We start from the raw sequence: 17,351 nt of genomic DNA on the forward strand, positions 1-17,351 counted from the left end.
TTCCTGACGTTAGCCCTGTACTAAAGCTATCAAAAAGGTTCCAATTCGGATTATTCTGCCGAATTGGAACCTTTTCTGTTTGCTGATTATTTATTGTGCTGGTTGTTGGACACTGGAACTTGTGCTGGCGCTGGAGGAGTTATTCTCTTCGCTACCACCAGTACCCGGTGTTGTGGTACCACCTGAGCCAGTATTATCTTCGCTGCTAGTGTTGTTTTCATCAGGCGTGGTTGGTTCTTCGCTAGACGATTCACTTGATTCTGAAGACTCAATGCTCGAGCTGCTGGATTCAACACTGGAACTACTTGATTCTGAACTGCTAGATGACGAACTTGATGAAGGGGTCTTTTCGGTAGTTGTTGCTGGTTGATGACCCTTAACATACAAGACATTGCCAACGCGAACGACCGTGCTTGGCTTGCTCCAATCACTGTTAGTGACGTTAGCACTTAAGTAGCTCATCATATTCCGATAAATCAGTTGGGCAATCGTTTGATTAGCGACACCTTGTTGCGCCGACTTATCATAGCCAGTCCAAACTGCAATGGAATAGTGTTTCGTGTAACCGGCGAACCATGAATCTTTAACTGTATTATTCAGGGCGGGATTCTTCGCTAATTCTTCATCAGTATAACCAGTGGTCCCAGTTTTACCAGCTTGATAGAGACCGCTGATCTGGGTTGCGGTACCACTGCCGCTAGTGATAACATCTTTCAACATATCAGTGATCATATAGGCTGTTGAAGACTTCATTGCGGTTTGACCTTCACTGTCATTGTAATGATGAACAACTTTATCGGCAGTGGTAATTGAAGCCACATATTGCGGCTTGTAGTAGGTGCCACCATTCGCAAAAGCGTTGTAAGCTGAGGCAACTTGCAAACTCGATAGGTTGGCGCCGATCCCGACTGATAGACCGGCATCACTGGCGATTTTAATGCCTAAGTTGCTGACAAAACTGCTGGCTTTACTAATCCCAACGGTTTCCAAAGTCCGAACGGCTGGAATGTTTCGGGAAACAGCTAACGCTTGCCGCATGGTCATTTCACCTTGGTACTGTAAATCCCAGTCTTTTAACTGAATATTGGTACCAGGATAAGTGTACGCCGAATCATCAACTGTATGATTAGTAGCCCAGTTCAAATATTCGATTGCTGGTGCGTAATCTAATAAGGGCTTCATTGTTGACCCATTACTGCGATCAGTTTGGGTGGCATGATTTAACGCCATCTGTACTTTACCGACTTTTCGATTACCAACCATGGCAATCACATTACCATTATTAGGATCAGTGACTGTCACACCAGTTTGCATGCTGTCATCAGGGAAAGCAATCGCATCACCATTGACTAAATCGTAGAGATGTTGTTGCGCGTCCCAATTCAAATTTGTTTTGATGGTCAAGTTGTCACGGTAGGGGTCATAGCCCAATTTCTTAACTTGTTTAACCACTTCTTGTAAATAAGCATCGGCGATAATCGCATTGTTTTCGCTAGCAGTGACTTCACTTTGCGACTTCAAGCCGCTAGCAATTGGCGTGTTGATGGCTTCTTGAGCCTGAGCTGAAGTAATCTTTTTGTTTGCTAACATCGCTTGAATTACCAAATCGCGGCGTGCCTTAGCTGCCTCTGGATGGACAAAAGGATCGTAACTAGAAGGGGCATTAGGAATCCCCGCTAAAAGAGCTGTTTGTGCCAAGGTCAGTTGACTCAAACTCTTGCCATAATACAAGGTTGCGGCTGTGCCCATACCATAAGCACCATTGGACATGAAAACTTTGTTGATATAATACTCGAGAATTTGTTCTTTAGAATACTTCTGTTGTGCTTGCATTGCTAACCAAGCTTCTTGTGCCTTACGTTTTAAAGTTTGGTCGGATTTATTGGTTGAGAAATAAGAAAGTTTGATCAACTGTTGGGTCAAAGTACTCCCACCTTGAGGGGCACTGTTAGGATTGGTCACATTATGCAAAGCTGATGAAACAATCCGAATTGGATCAATCCCGAGCGGTTCTGAGTAGAAACGTTTGTCTTCAATTGAAACCACAGCGTCTTTTAATTGTTGCGGAATTTCTGAGCTTTTAACGTAACTGCGGTTTTCACTGCCTAAGCGGGTGATCTGATGATCATTTGACGCTAGCACCACTGAAGAACCACCTTTGGTTAATTCTTCAGTCGTTAGTTTAGGCGCGTCTTTTGCATAATAAAAGAAGAGGGCGCCGCCAAAAACAATGCCCGCCAAAATAATGAGTAACGCCCAGCGAATAATTCGGCGCCAGAGCGGACGTTTTGGTCCTTGACCACGCCCACGACCGCCTTTTTGGGGACTGCGAGTTTGTGAAGCTTTACGTGCTTCCCGCGTCATTGCTTGATTTTGTGCCATTTTTCCACCTAATTTTTTTGTTGTGTTTTTTGAATCAATTGGTCAACTGCACCGAGATAGTCCAACAGTGGTTGATAACCGATTTGTAATTCATAACCAGTAGCAATAATTTCCGTTAAGGGAATTGACTTGCGACCAGTCGTTTGTTGCTGCCAGTACTTCAACAGTAAAGTTGCTGGTACTAAAAAGTAACGTTCCAAGCTAGCAAAGCGCATAATGGTAAAACAAATGCCTTGTTGGTTTAAACAATTCTGAAAGTGTTTCACTTGGTGTTCATGGAAGTTTGCCAAAGGAAACGACTTCTTATGCGTGGTTTCCTTAGCTTCAAAATCCAAATAGCGACCTTGATAAACGCCATTATAATCCGTCGTTGAAGCTTGTCGGAAATAGGCTTCACGAATGACGGCCTTGCTTCGTTGCGGGTAGTCAACTTTAACGATTTGAATTGGCGTCGGTTTTTTATAAACCACCGCCCGCTGTTGCTGACGATAATAAATATTCGTTTCGTTAATTGTCTGCTCTAACGTCATGCCACGACTACCAAAAACCACGTCATTTTCTGAAGAAAGCAACGGCCGTTTTATGTTAGACTGAGTATGATCAACTGGCAATCGATATGGTTCACCATTGGGATATTTAATCACCATTTCCTCACTCCTAATGACAATATTATACCAGATTCTTGCTGGTTACTTTAGTAGAAAGGTTGTTAGCCATGATAAAAAGACTGTGGTTAACTGGCTATCGGGCTTACGAACTTAACGTTTATCAGAAGAACGACCCGAAGTTGACAATCATTAAATATTCTTTAAAAAAAGCCTTAACTGCTTATTTGGAAGATGGTTTGACCTGGGTGATCACTGGCGCCCAACTGGGAACTGAACAGTGGGGCGTGGAAGTCGCTTTAGATTTGAAAAAAACCTATCCCGAACTCAAAGTAGCAATCATGCTACCATTTCAAAACTTCGGGCAACAATGGAACGAAAACAACCAGGCCCAACTAAGTCAAATTTTAAGCCAAGCTGATTTTGTCGGCTACGTGTCCAAGCAAGGCTACCAAAATCCCAGTCAATTAAAAAATTATCAAACTTTCATGGGTCAGCATACTGACGGGGCGTTAATGCTGTACGATCCAGAATCACCTGGTAAGGCCAGTTATGACTACCAATATATCACTGAACGACTGGCTGACCATGATTATCCGCTACAATTAATTGATTTTTATCAATTACAAGATGAAGCGGAAAATTATCAGGAAGAACAAGCCGGAGATTTCTAAGTTGGCTGTCAGTCTCCCTTTAAATTAGTTAAAGTCGCTCCTTAGATTAGTGACGGCAGGGGCCGAGCGATTTGAACCAATTAGTTCAGAATTAAATTAGCGTTAAGTCTTCCCCAATTTGGCAAGGTGGTGGCGGCGCAATTTTTTGGGCGTGGAACGCCATGGGCATTGATTTAAGCTTTTGCTGCGCAAAATCTTAAATACAAACCTTATGCTAAGTGCTAAAGCACTAAGTATAATTTCATGTCTGACGCCAATTGCGCCGCCACCACCTAATTAAACTAACGAAACTGATTACCACTATTTGGCCAGACCAGATTGTGGTGATACCGAATCGGTGTGACAATCTCTAATCAGAAGATGTTGTTAAACAATTTTGGGGTTACCCTTCAACTATTATTATTAATTGAATTGAACTAATGGATTCTACTGTCACTGCCTTAAAAACTAACAAACGTGAAATGAACCACCTCAACTCCAGACGGAATGGAGGGCGTGGTTGTCAGCTGCCAAATTTGTCTTGCCGCTTTAACGGTTAGACAAAGGCTCGTATTGATGACAATTTGGTTTGTAATTGGCATCAATCGATGCCGGCAGCGTTCCACAACCAGCAAGCCCGCAATGGAGTCGCCGCCAGTTTTGCCTCACCATTTTTCACGGGATCTTGAGGGTTATTTTTCAATGAATCATTAATTAATCTGAGAAATTGATTAGTTTTGGTTCTCTTTTTCCAGTTTTTTTGCTATACTTAATAAGATGCTTGACTAGTAATACGTGAGGTGTGAATATTGGTGGCAAAATCAGACGATTCCCGCGAATTTAAAATCAATTTTTCTCCAGAAGAAATTGTTAATAAAGATTTTAAACAAAAATATCGTGGCTATGATGTTGCGGAAGTAGATCCATTCTTGGATCAAGTCATTCAAGACTATGAAGCTTTCAGCAATCGGATCAAAACATTAGAACAAGAAAATCAGCGCTTAGTAACTAAGGTTGATGAACTTTCTCAACATGGTGAGACGGCGCCAAGTACGAATAGTTTCGTGGCTGCTGGTCCTAGTGTGACGACCAACACCACTAACTATGATATTTTACGGCGGATTAGTAATTTGGAACGGCATGTCTTCGGTGAGAAGGAAGCTGCTAAGATTGCTAACAAACCGGCTGCTAGTTCAGCGGCCCAGTCTAGTGATCATCTGAATATTAATAATAATCAGGGGTCAACAATTAATCGGTTTTAAGTGAATTAAATAATTGGTAAGTCTCGAGTAATCGCGGTCTATTTTAATAGACTGAGGAAAGTCCACGCTCGCACAAGCTGCGATGCTTGTAGTGTTCGCGCTTGGCCCAATAAGCCAAGGTACTTCTTTGAAGTAACGGCAGCTCAATGCCTAAGGTCTCCGGATTATGGCGGCGAGCTTGAAAGTGCCACAGAAACGAACGGTTAGTGAAAGTTAATCGATGGAACGGGTAAACCCCACGAGCGAGCAATTCAAATTTTTTGGTAGAAGAGTCCAATGGCGGGAAATGAACCTAAAGTTGGAGCGTTAGCAGATAGATGATTACTGAAGATGGCAATGGACCTAGTTGTCATTGGAACAAAACGTGGCTTATAGAGACTTACCAAGGGTGTTGACGCAGAATTTTATAATTTTGCGTCAATTTTTTTAGACAAATTAGGAACTTTAAAAATAGGAGCTAAAGTATGACATATCAATTAATGGTGACTATGGCCGCCGGATTCGAAGCAATCGTGAATAAGGAAATGCAGGCCCTCGGTTATCAAACTAAAGTGGACAATGGCAAGATTTTCTTCAAAGGCGATCTCAGCGATATCATTAAAACCAATCTGTGGTTACGGACTGCTGATCGGGTGATGATCGTGATGAAGACCTTCAAGTGTACCAGCTTCACCGAGTTGTTCGATCAAGTGGTGGCCTTGCCTTGGGAACAACAATTACCAATGGACGCCGAATTCCCAGTGACTGGTCGTTCAGTCCAATCGAAGTTACATAGTGTGCCTGATGTCCAATCCATTGCCAAAAAAGCAATCGTTCAACGTCTTCAAACAGCTTATCATCGTACGACACGCTTGCCAGAAACTGGTGCCAAAGTGAAAATCGATGTGCGCTTGCATAAAGATATTGCTGAAATTTTAATCGATACCACTGGTGATAGCTTGTTTAAACGAGGCTATCGGCAGGAACATGGTGGCGCACCATTGAAGGAAAATTTTGCAGCTGGTTTAATTGCTTTAACACCATGGCGTGATAATGATCCCTTCCTTGATCCAATGACTGGTTCTGGCACCATTGCCATTGAAGCCGCCTTAAAAGCGCGTAACATTGCTCCCGGAATTAGTCGGCATTTTGCTTTTGAGCAATTCACCGAATTCAAACCAGAACTGCTTAAAGAAGCCCGCATGGCCGCTCAAGCTGCCATCAAACAAGATTTGGAATTGACAATTATGGCCAATGATATTGATGGTAGCATGATCGATTTGGCCAAAGTAAATGCCGATCAGGCCGGTGTTCTACATGACATTCAATTCAAGCAAGTGGCTGTGAAAGACTTTACGACTGATTTGCAAAATGGCATCATAGTCGCTAACCCACCTTATGGGAAACGACTGAATGATCAAACTCAAGCACGGCAAATTTATCGTGAAATGGGTGAAGTCTTCAATCCAATGACCACTTGGAGTAAATATATTCTGACTAGCGATCTGGATTTCGAACATTATTATGGTGCTAAAGCAACTAAACGTCGTAAGTTATACAACGGTTATTTGCGGACCGACCTCTTCCAATTCTGGGGTAAACCAACCTATAAAAAGCATTAAGCTGCTATTAAGTATTAATAAGATTCAAAAAGCTGATCGACTAGCAACAGTCGGTCAGCTTTTTTGTGGTTAATTTATTGGTTAAATGAAATGGTCGCGCTTCAAACGGTACATGACCCAAACAATTGGTGCCGCAGAAATAATCACTGAGAAAACCCAACTCCATTGTTTATCAGCTAGCGGGAGCCACATATTCATGCCATAGAAACCAAAAATAATTGGTGGAATCATTAATACCACCGAATAAATCGTCAACAATTTCATGACTTGGTTCAGATTATTATTTAATAAATTATTGAAAGTGTTGGACAGCTTATCGACGATATCACTGTTCAACTCCAACATTTCTTGGGCCTGATGTGCTTCGACTTCAATATCTTCCAGTTGGGCAATATTTTGGGGACTGAGATTGACATTTTCTCCGCGCTTGGCAATCAACCGTAATTGACCAATGGCAACTAAATTACCATTGGCACCAGTAAGAAAGTAGGTGAGGGCGGTACTTAAATCGGCCAGCTCGAAAATGTGTTGCGAAGAACTTCGCTGATGTAAATGCTCTTCAATCTTTAAACGACTCTCAGTCATTTTCTGAATATAATCAAAGTAAGTCGTACTAATATCGTAAAGAATGGCTAACAAGGAATCCCACATACCGCGGGTTTCATCTGCCTGGTTAACCGCATCAACTGCTGAGAGAATATGGCTGGTTTGGGCCGTGACGAAAACAAACAGCTGATTTCCCTTAAGAATGAAACTAATTGGCTTAATGACCCGTTTATCAGTTTCATTGGCATCAACAGGAACATTATAAACAATCAGCCAAGTACTGGTGAAGGGATTATATTCAACTCGCGCCCGTTCCAAAGGGTCAGTGGCGTACCGTAAAAATTCGGCTGTTAAATGATATTTTTGCATCAGTTGTTGCCGATCAGCAGCCGTTTCATCGACGACGGCAATAATCTGATTATTTGCTTTAGTAACTGGTCCAACTCTTAACATCAACTTACTCCTTTGATCTAGTCATACCAATAAGCGTAAAGCAAATAACCTGAATAAACAAGTAATGATTAGAAAAATATTAGTGCGGTCATTACGATCATAGCCCGCAAATTAAAAAGTTCAGCTGCCTCTCTGGGCGACTGAACTTAATTATGGGGCTTAATTATTTTTTTAAACCAGTAGATTAATCAGTTCGTCGCGACTAATCCCGGTGAAGTAGTTGCTGACTTCGATTTTATCCAGAACACTAGTAATGTGGCCACGATCATAGATTACGTTAGTCAACGAATCGGCCAATTCATGCACATCGCGAGGACCGAAGAAATCACCGAAGAAAGTAATGGCAGTGAGACGGCCATTTTCAACTAACAAGCGGGCATCAATTGTGCCGTAGTTGAAATGTTTGCGGCGTTGAATACTGAATTGGGGATTCTTGCCATAAACCCATTGCCAATTGCGATAGGTGGCGGCCGCAATCTGATCGATTTCAGCTTGATCGTCAGCCGTAATTTGGTATTGATGTGTGGCAATTTCGGCCAAATCGGTCACATCGTAAATCTCTTTCAATAATTCATCACGAAATTCCCCAGTCGTTAAATTTTGATACTGGGGCTGCAAATAGGGTTTTAAATTAGTGACTCGCGAACGAACGGACTTGATGCCCTTGGAAGCAATTTTATCAGCCGGAACATTCAAGGCTTTCGTCAGCACATCCAGATCCACATCATAGGAGAGGGTACCATGACTGAAAGTCTTGCCATTTTTAGTATACATGGCGTTGCCGGAGAATTTCTTGCCATCAACTAAAATGTCGTTACGGCCACTGACTTCAACGGAGGTCGCACCCATTTTGTGTAAGGCAGTCACGATTGGCGCCACCATCGCCTTAAAATCACCAAATTGCTGATCATTGGCATTGACCACGAAACTGAAACAGAGATTGCCTAAATCCTGATAAACGGCACCGCCACCTGACAAGCGCCGTGTAACTGTAATGCCATGTTCATCAACGTAATCCTGATTGATTTCTTCAAAGGTATTTTGATTACGACCAACAATAATACAAGGTTTCTCAATATAAAATAACAGCAGTGGTTCGTCAAAATCCTTCTGATTCATCAAATATTGTTCCGTTGCTAAATTATCGCGAATATCATTCTTTGGCATGACTACATAGTACATGGTATCCCTCCACCCAATGACTTTTTAATTGCGTACTAATTATAAGCTATTCTGTTCGAAAGCGCATTAAACTTGTCTGCTTTTACGTGGGGACTTGCTAAGTTGCTGGTATTGCTTTGAAAAGTTTAAAAAAGGTAAAACCGTATGGGGATGCTAAAACAGATCTAGTTCTGACTGCATTACGGGCTTGCTGGTTGTGGAACGCTGCCGACACTGATTGAAGCCTTTTTTCAAAAGTCTTCAATACAGGTCTTATCGTAAGCGCTAAAGCACTAACGATAATTTGGCGGCTGACAACCACGCCCTCCATTCCGTCTGGAGTTAAGATGGTGCATTTCATTATAGTTAGCGCTTAAGGCAATGGTAGTGGGATTCATTAACTCTTTTCAAACAGTAGTAATAGTTGAACACTAAAAAAATCGGTAGGGTAACTTTATTTTCAGTAACGATTGTCACACCGATTTTTTGTACTACCACAATCTGATTCGGCCAAATAGTGGTGCTCAGTTTTGTTAGTTTCATCAAGTGGTGGCGGCGCAATTGGCGTCAGCCATGAAATTATACTTAGTGCTTTAGCACTTAGTATAAGGCTTGTATTTAAGATTTTGCGCAACAAAAGCTTAAATCAATGCCCATGGCGTTCCACGCCACTCAAATTGCGCCGCCACCACCTAATCAATTGGGGAAGACCTTTATCAAAGGAATATCGTTCATTTTTTGAAAAAACTGCGAATTATGTAACAAAAAAACACCACACTGTTAAAATCAACTATCAGCGTGGTGTTTTAATTTTATGATTACTTAAGGTAATCTATTTAAACAATCTAGATTGTTTCCCAATCGCGGGCCCAAATCATTGACATGGCCTTTTCACCGGTATGCACGCCGATGACTGGACCGATGATGCTGGTTTCGAATTTAACTTGAGGGAAGCGTTTGGTAAATTCGGCTAGCCATTCAGCCTTAACTTCCGGCGCATTGGCATCAAAAATCGTGCAACGAATTGGATAATCCTTATCAGCAATTGCTTCAGCAAAATGCGCAGAAATCCATTCAAAAGCCCGTTTAGCCTGACGCTCCTTAGCGATGGCGGTGATTTGACCTTTACCCTTGGCATTAATATCAATCGTCAAGATCGGTTTGATTTTCAATAAACCGGCAACAAAACTTGAAGCGTTGCTTAAACGTCCAGTCCGCCGCAAGTGGGAGAGGTCATCAACTTCAAAGTAAACGCCGGTGGTTTCCCGTAATTCAGCCAATGCGGCCAAAATCTTTTCTGGTTGTTCACCAGCTTGGGCCATTTTGCCAGCTAACATGGCACTATATGCAGTCCCGGCACAAGTAATATGCGTGTCAAACGGATAAATTTTTAACCGAGTTTCACGATCAGCATAGGCCTTTAAATTGTCATAAAATGAACTGATCCCGCTAGAAATCACGGGCGCAATTAAAGCTTCGTAGCCAGCAGCGACTAACTTCGTCACGATAGCTTCAACTTGGCCAATTGACGGCTGCGAACTTGTTGGTAATACTGGATCAGTCCGCAGACGATCGTAGAATTGTTCCTGGCCGATATCGACCATATCAAGTAGGGTTTCATCGCCCCAAATAATAGGAATGGGTAAAATATTAATATGATAGCGTTGAACTTCCGCTGGTTTCAGATAGGCTGCACTATCTGTCATTACTGCAACTTTCATCATGAGACCCCTTTACAAATAAGATATAAGATTGAATAAATTTTACCATATCCCCGGACTTTTTTCACTGTTCGGAAAATCCAGTTTGAAAATATTCAGTATTAGATGAAGCAAAAACAACTTAATGGCAGGCGCCGATGACCGCCCCAAATAAGAAATATGCTGAATTAGTTATTTCAGAGAATTAGCGAGAACAAAAACTTTACTTACTTAAAATCAGCTGATATGATGAATTTAAGCTTTAAAATTATTAAGGGAGTGTCAATTATGAATCAGGAATATTTAAATTTAATTAAACAGCGGCGGTCAATTTACGCTTTAGGTAAGGATATCAAATTATCTGATCAAGAAATTGTTGATTTATTGGAACCAGTGATTTCAGAATCACCAACTGCTTTTAACAGCCAGACAACTCGGGCCGTCTTCTTATTCGGCCAAGCTCATGACCAATTGTGGGATATCGTCATTGCCCGTTTGAAGTCAGAAGTGCCTAATGAAGAGGCTTACGCTAAAACAGTTGCTAAATTGAACACCTTCAAAGCTGGCCACGGTACCATCATGTACTTTACTGATATGGCCGCTGTTCATCAGTTAGAAAAAGATTTTGTCTTGTATAAGGATAATTTCTATGATTGGTCAGAACAGGCTCAAGGTATTATGACGATGGGTGTTTGGACAACTTTGGCAAATAATGGGATTGGCGCTAGTTTGCAACATTACAACCCACTAATTGACGAAGAAGTGGCCAAAGCTTTCAACATTCCGGCTAACTGGCGCTTGCGTGCAGAAATGCCATTTGGCTCCATTGAAGCACCAGCTGCCGGCAAGGACTATATGTCAGCCGACGAACGCTTCCGAGTAATTAAATAAAAAGCAGCCAGGCTGACTTATTTCTGCGTCTAACTGCTCGAAAATTTAAATAATGATTATAGCTTGAATTAAGAATGCAAAAAGATAGCCTGATTGATAGCGTCTGGTTTTATCCAGAAAACTGATCAATCAGGCTATTAATTTACAAAAAAATGATTTTTCAAATAAGTATGGGCAATCAGCAAATACTGCCTTGAATGATAACAAAAGTTCAGTGTACCAAATTAACTCCAGACGGCGTGGAGGGATCTTGGCGTCAGCCAATCGGGTTTTATTTGCGTAGGAGCTTGCGAGAAGCAGCCAAATTGTTCTTAGCGGTTTACCGCTTAGTACAAGACTTGTATCTGAGACAATTTGATTTTTAATTGGCTCAGATCAATGTCGGCCGCGTTCCACGCCAAGCAGCCCGGAACAGAGTCAGCCGCCATTCTGTTTTAAAACTTTCTCAATTTTTTGGTTCCGAACGTTGATTAACGCTAATCATCATTTTGATAAATCGCCGCTCTGGCTAATTGATGGGCGGCGCGATTATGGTGATCGCCAACTTTCTTGACAAAGAATAGGGGCGCTTGATCAGTCAACGCCAATAATGCCGCCAATTGCGCACCATAATGCTTACTGTAGCGTTTATCGAAACTGTCGACTAATAATTGACTATCAGTTTGCAAGACAATCGTATTCGTTGTTAACAAGTCATGATCAGCTAAATAAGTCAACGCCCAAAGCGCTGCCTGCCATTCAGCCTGATGATTATCACAAAAATCAATTTGCTGTCGCTGTTCAATCTGAATTTTGTGCGAATCGTCGGTTAAATAAAAACCGATTCCGGTTAAGTGACGGGCCTGATCAACGGCCGCATCAGTATTAAGCCATAACATCAATGTCCCTCCCGCAACTAATAAATAAATTTGATGAATCGGTTTAAGCTTAGCCAATTACTAGTTACTTGTAAACCGTGATTTATTTAAATCAATATTTAAAAAAATAAATCTGCTTAAGAATCCACTAATCGTTGGTCTTTTTTTCCGAGTTGTGGGCAGACTATGCTAAAATGGTAAGGTATTATGACCAAGTTAGTTACGGTACCTAGCTGTACCATGATTGACCTAAGAATGAAGGGTGTCGCTTGCAGAAAACGAAATTATATTGTCAGCCAGTCAGTTTGAACCGCCTTAATTTGTGGCTCTGGCTCAGCTGTATTTTATTTTTAGGGATTATTTTTCAATTAGAAATGACCGACGCGGTTAGTCCGGTCGCAATTGTGCTAGCGATAATCTTTATCCTATTAGCCGTTTATGTGATTTTAAGTTCTTATGTCAGAATTGAATCAACTGAACACCAGCTGAGTTTACACTACCCTTTTAGTCGGCAAGGGTTAGTCATCAAACCAGCGCAATTTACGATCACCAGCACCAACCCACAAATCATTACCATTAAAAGTAAAGGCACCAGCCAATATCGTTTCTGGTTAGGCAAGAAACAAACGCAACAAGTTTTAAAATATTGGGAGGCATTATAATTTGAAAGCAGATATTGAAATTGCTCAAGCTGCTCAGGCAGCCGATATTAATCAAATTGCCACAAAAATTGATTTAAATGCGGCCGACATTTCACCATATGGCCACGACAAGGCCAAGTTACCTTTAGCAACGCTGGCTAAGTTACGGAAACGGCCTTTAGGTAAGTTAGTTCTAGTCACCTCGATCAATCCCACGCCAGCCGGTGAGGGGAAATCAACTGTTACGATTGGCCTAGCTGATGCTTTAAACCAACTGGACCAAAAAGCAGTGATTGCTCTACGAGAACCATCATTAGGACCAGTCATGGGTATGAAAGGTGGCGCCACTGGTGGTGGTTATGCTCAAGTCATCCCGATGGCTGATATTAACTTGCATTTTACTGGTGACATGCATGCTTTAACGGCAGCTAATAATACCTTAGCGGCCTTGATCGACAATCATTTACATCAAGGCAATCAATTAAATCTCGATCCAAAACGGATTGTTTGGAAACGGGCCTTAGATATTAATGATCGGGCATTACGCGAAACGATTATTGGTTTAGGCAAGCCAGCTAACGGACAAATGCGCAGTGATGGTTTCGATATTACCGTGGCAAGTGAATTAATGGCAATTCTTTGTTTAGCAACTGATTTAACTGACTTGAAAGCTCGGTTAAATCGCATTTTGATTGGCTACACTTATGATCGTCAACCGGTTTATGTGCAGGATTTAGGGGTGGCCGGCGCTTTGACCGTCCTCTTAAAAGATGCGATTCAGCCGAACTTGGTCCAAACTCTGGCCCAAACGCCAGCAATCATCCATGGTGGTCCTTTTGCAAATATTGCCCATGGTTGTAATAGCATTTTGGCAACTGAAGCGGCTTTACATGCTGGAAATTATGCGATTACTGAAGCTGGCTTCGGTGCTGATTTAGGGGCTGAGAAATTTCTCGATATCGTCACCCCACAATTGCCAAAAGCGCCTGACGTGATCGTGGTAGTGGCCACAGTTCGGGCCCTTAAATACAACGGCGGTCAGGCTTTAGCCGATTTAGATAACGAAGATTTAACCGCGTTGCGCCAGGGCTACGTTAACTTACAACGTCACCTGCGCAACATGCAAAAATACGGCATGCCGGTGGTTGCCAGCATTAATCGTTTTGCCCAAGATAGTGATGCTGAACTTGACCTGTTACAAGCCTTGATCAAGGCTGATGGCGTCGACAGTGCCTTAACCGAAGTTTTCGCCAAAGGTGGCAATGGTGGCCTTGATTTGGCTAAATTAGTGATGACTGCCAGTCAACAGCCGGCTCATTACCAACGGCTGTATCAAGATGACGCCGACATCATTGGGAAAATCACCACGATTGCCCGGGAGATTTATGGAGCCAAAGATATTGAGTTGACTGCCACGGCCCAGCGTCAGTTACGCTTACTTAAACATCATGGTTGGACCAACTTACCAATTTGTATTGCTAAAACCCAATATTCTTTCTCAGATCAAGCGAAGTTATTGGGTGCGCCTAGTGATTTCACCTTAACAATTCGCGATTTAGTACCGAAGTTAGGGGCTGGTTTTATTGTGGCAATGGCCGGTAATATTTTGACCATGCCTGGACTACCTAAGCATCCCGCTGCTGAACAAATCGATATTGACGCTCAAGGTAAAATCACGGGGTTGTTTTAAAACATTTATGGAGTTTTGAAACAGAATTGAGTCTGACGCCATTCCAGGCGTTTCGGTTGTGGAACGCTGCCGGCATTGATCTACGCCAATTACAAACCAAATTGTCTTAGATACAAGCCTTATTCTAAGTGATAAATTACTAAGAATAATTTGGCGGCTGACAACCACGCCCTCCATTCTGTCCGGAGTTAGTGTGATTCACTTTACTATTGTTAGTGGTTAAGGCAGTCATTGTTGAGCTAATCAACTCAACTAAACTGGTGTTAAACTCTGAACAGTAAAACCGAAATAGTCTGGCTGAAAGTCGCCAGTTACGTAACATGCCGATTCCTTGAACTCCATAAAGCTTGTCAATCAAACTATTAGTTCACGCCAAACTTTTTTTCCAAATAAAGGTAAGCAGTTCAGTTAGTTTATACCGGTGGTGGCTGGGCGATTGGCGTCAATGGTGAAATTATTCTTGCCGCTTTAGCGGTTAGAATAAGGCTTGTATCTGAGATTATTGCTTTTAGCAACAATCTCAGATCAATGCCCACCATGTTCCACGCCCTCTAAATCGCCCAGCCACCACCAACGCCAAATTGGGGAAGTATCGGGTTTTACATTGTTTAATCGTTTGGCCTCGGCCGTTACCAAACTAGGAATCGACTTAATCAAGAATCAATTCGTGCACATTCAAGTAAAATGTCATTCAGAATAAATAAAGATAATACAGGTGAAAATTATGCAATTGCTCATTTTATTTTTGGGAATTTTAGTAATTGGTGCTGATCAGTGGTTAAAGAGCTGGATCAGCAGTAGTTTGGCCTTGCAACAACAAGTAACTTTGATTCCTGGTTGGTTATCCTTTACCAACATTCGTAATACTGGGGCAGCTTGGAGTAGCTTTGAAGGACAAACTTGGTTCTTCTATTTGATCACAATCATTGCTTTAGCCGTGGTGATTCCTTTACTCGTCAAGGCTTACCGCAAAAAAAGTAGCTATACTTACTTTACCGGTTTAGTTTTGATCATTGCCGGGACGATCGGTAATTTCATTGATCGGGCCACACAAGGCTATGTGGTCGATATGTTTCAACTAGATTTTGTTAATTTTCCAATTTTCAATATTGCTGATATGGCTTTGACTGTTGGCGTCATCTTATTGTTCATTTTTGTTATTTTTCTAGATAAGGACACGGATTCTAAATGAAGACTTACGCATTGACGATCACGACTGAAACTGGTCGGTTGGACAAGGTCTTGAGCGAGTTAATTGCTGATTTAAGTCGCAGTCAAATTCAAGCGGCAATTAAAGCACAACGCGTCACCGTTAATCAAGTTGTCGAAGCAAAAACTAAATATGCGGTCCAAACTGGTGATCAGATTCAATTGACGGTCCCTGACCCAGAACCAATTGAAGCAGTGCCTGAGCCAATGGATCTAGATATTGTCTATGAGGATGACCAAGTGATTGTGGTCAATAAGCCGCAAGGAATGGTGGTTCATCCCGCGCCTGGTCATTTACATGGCACCTTGGTCAATGGCCTTCTGGCTCACGGGCAACTAGCCAGCATCAATGGCAAAATTCGGCCGGGGATCGTGCATCGAATTGATAAGGATACTTCAGGACTATTAATGGTCGCTAAAACTGATTTAGCCCAACAATCATTAAGCCAACAATTGAAAGCCAAAACAAATTTACGCGAATATTTGGCGATTGTTCATGGCGTGATTCAGGAAGAGCAAGGGACGATCGATGCCCCATTAGCTCGTGACCCGCGCAATCGGCAACGGCAGGCGGTTGTTGCTGGTGGCCGTCACGCGGTTACTCATTTCAAGGTATTGGAACGTTTCCCAGGTTATACCTTAGTCAGTTGCCGTTTGGAGACGGGGCGCACTCACCAAATTCGGGTTCATTTTCAGTATATTGGGCATCCCTTGGCTGGTGATCCAGTTTATGGCCCCAAGAAGACGCTGCCAGGACACGGCCAGTTTTTACATGCGGCCAAATTAGGCTTTACGCATCCAACAACTGGTGAGTGGCTGGAGTTCTCTGCCCCAGTGCCGGAAATTTTTGCGACGACTCTGGCGAAGTTACGGCGGCAGACTGATGTTTGAAACGTGTTCGGAGTGACAAATGGCTTTGCCTAATTTAATTATTTGTTCGGTCATTTACGGTGCCTAATCAAATAATTGAAATTAGGCGACGTCCAAAGTGCGTCGCTGCTCACACGCGGGCTTAGCGTCACTTGACAGCCAGTAAGTTAACCACTACACTAATAATAAATTCAACATCCTTTAATTAGTCCTGTGAGGCTACAAGGTTAGTTAGGCGCCAACTACAACGGCAGTCATTAACTCACCCCAAGGTTATCAGGCCATGGGGTGTTTTTTATCAGGAGGATATTATGGCAAAAGTTATCTTGGATAAAACAGCAATGCAACGTGCGCTCACTCGGATCACATATGAAATCATTGAACAGAATCGTGGTTTGAATGATCTGGTCATTGTGGGCATCAAAACTCGTGGTGCGATTTTGGCCCAACGAATTGGTGAACGGATTGCCCAACTAGAAGGCACTAAAGTTCCCATTGTTACTTTAGACATTACTGATTATCGTGATGATCGGCCCCAAGCTGACAAGCAACCAGTTAATCTTGGCTTATCGATCACTGGTAAAAACGTGGTCTTAGTTGACGACGTGCTTTATACTGGCCGCACCATTCGCGCTGGTTTGGATGCCTTAATGGCCGCCGGTCGGCCGCAAAAAATTGCTTTAGCCGTTCTTGTTGATCGTGGTCATCGGGAATTACCAATTCGGCCTGATTTTGTGGGCAAGAATATTCCCACCGCGCGTTCAGAAAAGGTCCAAGTTCAAGTTGAAGAAATTGACCACCAAGAACAAGTGCTTCTCGCTTAACGTCTT

At 42.4% G+C, this 17,351-nt stretch carries 19 protein-coding genes, 1 other RNA gene and 1 pseudogene; 13 read left to right on the forward strand and 8 right to left on the reverse strand.

Annotation, left to right across the window (positions count from 1 at the left end):
• Positions 1 to 90: 90 nt before the first annotated feature.
• Positions 91 to 2,382 (reverse strand): PBP1A family penicillin-binding protein, encoded by a 2,292-nt coding sequence (locus EKM82_RS00770; RefSeq protein ID WP_125766427.1) that lies wholly within the window; start codon positions 2,380 to 2,382, stop codon positions 91 to 93.
• Positions 2,383 to 2,390: 8 nt separating this feature from the next.
• The gene (gene recU, locus EKM82_RS00775) at positions 2,391 to 3,029 is read right to left on the reverse strand and encodes a Holliday junction resolvase RecU (protein WP_125766428.1); all 639 of its coding nucleotides are present in this window, start codon (positions 3,027 to 3,029) and stop codon (positions 2,391 to 2,393) included.
• 71 nt (positions 3,030 to 3,100) lie between these two features.
• Between recU and EKM82_RS00780 the strand changes: the two genes are divergently transcribed.
• From EKM82_RS00780 to EKM82_RS00795, 5 genes and pseudogenes are all read left to right on the forward strand, one after another.
• On the forward strand, positions 3,101 to 3,661 hold the full coding sequence (locus tag EKM82_RS00780) for a DUF1273 domain-containing protein (protein ID WP_125766659.1): 561 nt from the start codon (positions 3,101 to 3,103) through the stop codon (positions 3,659 to 3,661).
• Between the two features lie 486 nt (positions 3,662 to 4,147).
• Positions 4,148 to 4,354 (forward strand): hypothetical protein, encoded by a 207-nt coding sequence (locus EKM82_RS11165; RefSeq protein WP_164508027.1) that lies wholly within the window; start codon positions 4,148 to 4,150, stop codon positions 4,352 to 4,354.
• 131 nt (positions 4,355 to 4,485) lie between these two features.
• Positions 4,486 to 4,797 (forward strand): annotated as a pseudogene (gpsB, locus tag EKM82_RS00785) (cell division regulator GpsB); the annotation flags it as partial.
• Between the two features lie 124 nt (positions 4,798 to 4,921).
• Positions 4,922 to 5,279: RNase P RNA component class B (rnpB, locus tag EKM82_RS00790), an RNA gene on the forward strand.
• Between the two features lie 87 nt (positions 5,280 to 5,366).
• Entirely contained in the window at positions 5,367 to 6,503 is a 1,137-nt protein-coding gene (locus tag EKM82_RS00795; protein ID WP_125766430.1) for a THUMP domain-containing class I SAM-dependent RNA methyltransferase, read from the forward strand.
• A gap of 81 nt (positions 6,504 to 6,584) precedes the next feature.
• Here EKM82_RS00795 and EKM82_RS00800 read toward each other — a convergent pair whose 3' ends face one another.
• From EKM82_RS00800 to EKM82_RS11170, 3 genes are all read right to left on the reverse strand, one after another.
• Positions 6,585 to 7,502 (reverse strand): magnesium transporter CorA family protein, encoded by a 918-nt coding sequence (locus EKM82_RS00800; RefSeq protein ID WP_125766431.1) that lies wholly within the window; start codon positions 7,500 to 7,502, stop codon positions 6,585 to 6,587.
• Between the two features lie 171 nt (positions 7,503 to 7,673).
• A complete protein-coding gene (locus tag EKM82_RS00805) occupies positions 7,674 to 8,684 on the reverse strand; it encodes a lipoate--protein ligase (protein WP_125766432.1) in 1,011 nt (336 codons plus the stop codon).
• A 97-nt stretch (positions 8,685 to 8,781) separates the two neighbouring features.
• Positions 8,782 to 8,994: a hypothetical protein gene (locus EKM82_RS11170; protein ID WP_164508028.1), complete on the reverse strand. Its 213-nt coding sequence runs from the start codon at positions 8,992 to 8,994 to the stop codon at positions 8,782 to 8,784.
• Positions 8,995 to 9,193: 199 nt separating this feature from the next.
• On the opposite strand from EKM82_RS11170, the gene EKM82_RS00810 reads away from it, so the two are divergent.
• On the forward strand, positions 9,194 to 9,481 hold the full coding sequence (locus EKM82_RS00810; RefSeq protein ID WP_125766433.1) for a hypothetical protein: 288 nt from the start codon (positions 9,194 to 9,196) through the stop codon (positions 9,479 to 9,481).
• A 27-nt stretch (positions 9,482 to 9,508) separates the two neighbouring features.
• Here the strand turns inward: EKM82_RS00810 and EKM82_RS00815 are convergent, their stop codons facing one another.
• Positions 9,509 to 10,384: a DegV family protein gene (locus EKM82_RS00815; RefSeq protein ID WP_125766434.1), complete on the reverse strand. Its 876-nt coding sequence runs from the start codon at positions 10,382 to 10,384 to the stop codon at positions 9,509 to 9,511.
• 267 nt (positions 10,385 to 10,651) lie between these two features.
• Here EKM82_RS00815 and EKM82_RS00820 point away from each other — a divergent pair, with 267 nt between their 5' ends.
• Positions 10,652 to 11,254, forward strand: coding sequence for a nitroreductase family protein (locus EKM82_RS00820; RefSeq protein ID WP_125766435.1), 603 nt, complete (start codon positions 10,652 to 10,654; stop codon positions 11,252 to 11,254).
• A gap of 239 nt (positions 11,255 to 11,493) precedes the next feature.
• A complete protein-coding gene (locus tag EKM82_RS11875; protein WP_263853112.1) occupies positions 11,494 to 11,619 on the forward strand; it encodes a hypothetical protein in 126 nt (41 codons plus the stop codon).
• 111 nt (positions 11,620 to 11,730) lie between these two features.
• Here EKM82_RS11875 and EKM82_RS00825 read toward each other — a convergent pair whose 3' ends face one another.
• Entirely contained in the window at positions 11,731 to 12,132 is a 402-nt protein-coding gene (locus tag EKM82_RS00825; RefSeq protein WP_125766436.1) for a reverse transcriptase-like protein, read from the reverse strand.
• Positions 12,133 to 12,380: 248 nt separating this feature from the next.
• On the opposite strand from EKM82_RS00825, the gene EKM82_RS00830 reads away from it, so the two are divergent.
• Entirely contained in the window at positions 12,381 to 12,773 is a 393-nt protein-coding gene (locus EKM82_RS00830; RefSeq protein ID WP_125766437.1) for an EbsA family protein, read from the forward strand.
• Position 12,774: 1 nt separating this feature from the next.
• The gene (locus EKM82_RS00835) at positions 12,775 to 14,442 is read left to right on the forward strand and encodes a formate--tetrahydrofolate ligase (RefSeq protein WP_125766438.1); all 1,668 of its coding nucleotides are present in this window, start codon (positions 12,775 to 12,777) and stop codon (positions 14,440 to 14,442) included.
• Here the strand turns inward: EKM82_RS00835 and EKM82_RS11175 are convergent.
• On the reverse strand, positions 14,374 to 14,619 hold the full coding sequence (locus EKM82_RS11175) for a hypothetical protein (protein WP_164508029.1): 246 nt from the start codon (positions 14,617 to 14,619) through the stop codon (positions 14,374 to 14,376). The two genes, EKM82_RS00835 and EKM82_RS11175, sit on opposite strands and share 69 nt — an antisense overlap.
• A gap of 547 nt (positions 14,620 to 15,166) precedes the next feature.
• On the opposite strand from EKM82_RS11175, the gene lspA reads away from it, so the two are divergent.
• From lspA to pyrR, 3 genes are all read left to right on the forward strand, one after another.
• Entirely contained in the window at positions 15,167 to 15,634 is a 468-nt protein-coding gene (gene lspA / locus EKM82_RS00840; protein ID WP_125766439.1) for a signal peptidase II, read from the forward strand.
• Positions 15,631 to 16,542, forward strand: coding sequence for an RluA family pseudouridine synthase (locus EKM82_RS00845; RefSeq protein ID WP_125766440.1), 912 nt, complete (start codon positions 15,631 to 15,633; stop codon positions 16,540 to 16,542). The genes lspA and EKM82_RS00845 overlap by 4 nt, the downstream gene beginning before the upstream one ends.
• A 290-nt stretch (positions 16,543 to 16,832) precedes the next feature.
• Positions 16,833 to 17,345: a bifunctional pyr operon transcriptional regulator/uracil phosphoribosyltransferase PyrR gene (gene pyrR / locus EKM82_RS00850; protein WP_125766441.1), complete on the forward strand. Its 513-nt coding sequence runs from the start codon at positions 16,833 to 16,835 to the stop codon at positions 17,343 to 17,345.
• The last annotated feature ends 6 nt before the right edge of the window (positions 17,346 to 17,351 follow it).

The sequence above is a fragment of the Lapidilactobacillus wuchangensis genome (assembly GCF_003946645.1).
GTDB lineage: Bacteria > Bacillota > Bacilli > Lactobacillales > Lactobacillaceae > Lapidilactobacillus > Lapidilactobacillus wuchangensis.

Bases quoted from the DNA above. Each gene is read 5' to 3' on its own strand.
- lspA (WP_125766439.1), top strand. From the start codon at position 15,167: ATGCAATTGCTCATTTTATTTTTGGGAATTTTAGTAATTGGTGCTGAT.
- EKM82_RS00825 (WP_125766436.1), bottom strand. From the start codon at position 12,132: ATGTTATGGCTTAATACTGATGCGGCCGTTGATCAGGCCCGTCACTTA.
- EKM82_RS11175 (WP_164508029.1), bottom strand. From the start codon at position 14,619: ATGGAGGGCGTGGTTGTCAGCCGCCAAATTATTCTTAGTAATTTATCA.
- EKM82_RS00845 (WP_125766440.1), top strand. From the start codon at position 15,631: ATGAAGACTTACGCATTGACGATCACGACTGAAACTGGTCGGTTGGAC.
- EKM82_RS00815 (WP_125766434.1), bottom strand. From the start codon at position 10,384: ATGAAAGTTGCAGTAATGACAGATAGTGCAGCCTATCTGAAACCAGCG.
- EKM82_RS00820 (WP_125766435.1), top strand. From the start codon at position 10,652: ATGAATCAGGAATATTTAAATTTAATTAAACAGCGGCGGTCAATTTAC.
- EKM82_RS00805 (WP_125766432.1), bottom strand. From the start codon at position 8,684: ATGTACTATGTAGTCATGCCAAAGAATGATATTCGCGATAATTTAGCA.
- EKM82_RS11170 (WP_164508028.1), bottom strand. From the start codon at position 8,994: ATGGAGGGCGTGGTTGTCAGCCGCCAAATTATCGTTAGTGCTTTAGCG.
- EKM82_RS00770 (WP_125766427.1), bottom strand. From the start codon at position 2,382: ATGGCACAAAATCAAGCAATGACGCGGGAAGCACGTAAAGCTTCACAA.
- recU (WP_125766428.1), bottom strand. From the start codon at position 3,029: ATGGTGATTAAATATCCCAATGGTGAACCATATCGATTGCCAGTTGAT.
- EKM82_RS00800 (WP_125766431.1), bottom strand. From the start codon at position 7,502: ATGTTAAGAGTTGGACCAGTTACTAAAGCAAATAATCAGATTATTGCC.
- EKM82_RS11165 (WP_164508027.1), top strand. From the start codon at position 4,148: ATGGAGGGCGTGGTTGTCAGCTGCCAAATTTGTCTTGCCGCTTTAACG.
- EKM82_RS00795 (WP_125766430.1), top strand. From the start codon at position 5,367: ATGACATATCAATTAATGGTGACTATGGCCGCCGGATTCGAAGCAATC.
- pyrR (WP_125766441.1), top strand. From the start codon at position 16,833: ATGGCAAAAGTTATCTTGGATAAAACAGCAATGCAACGTGCGCTCACT.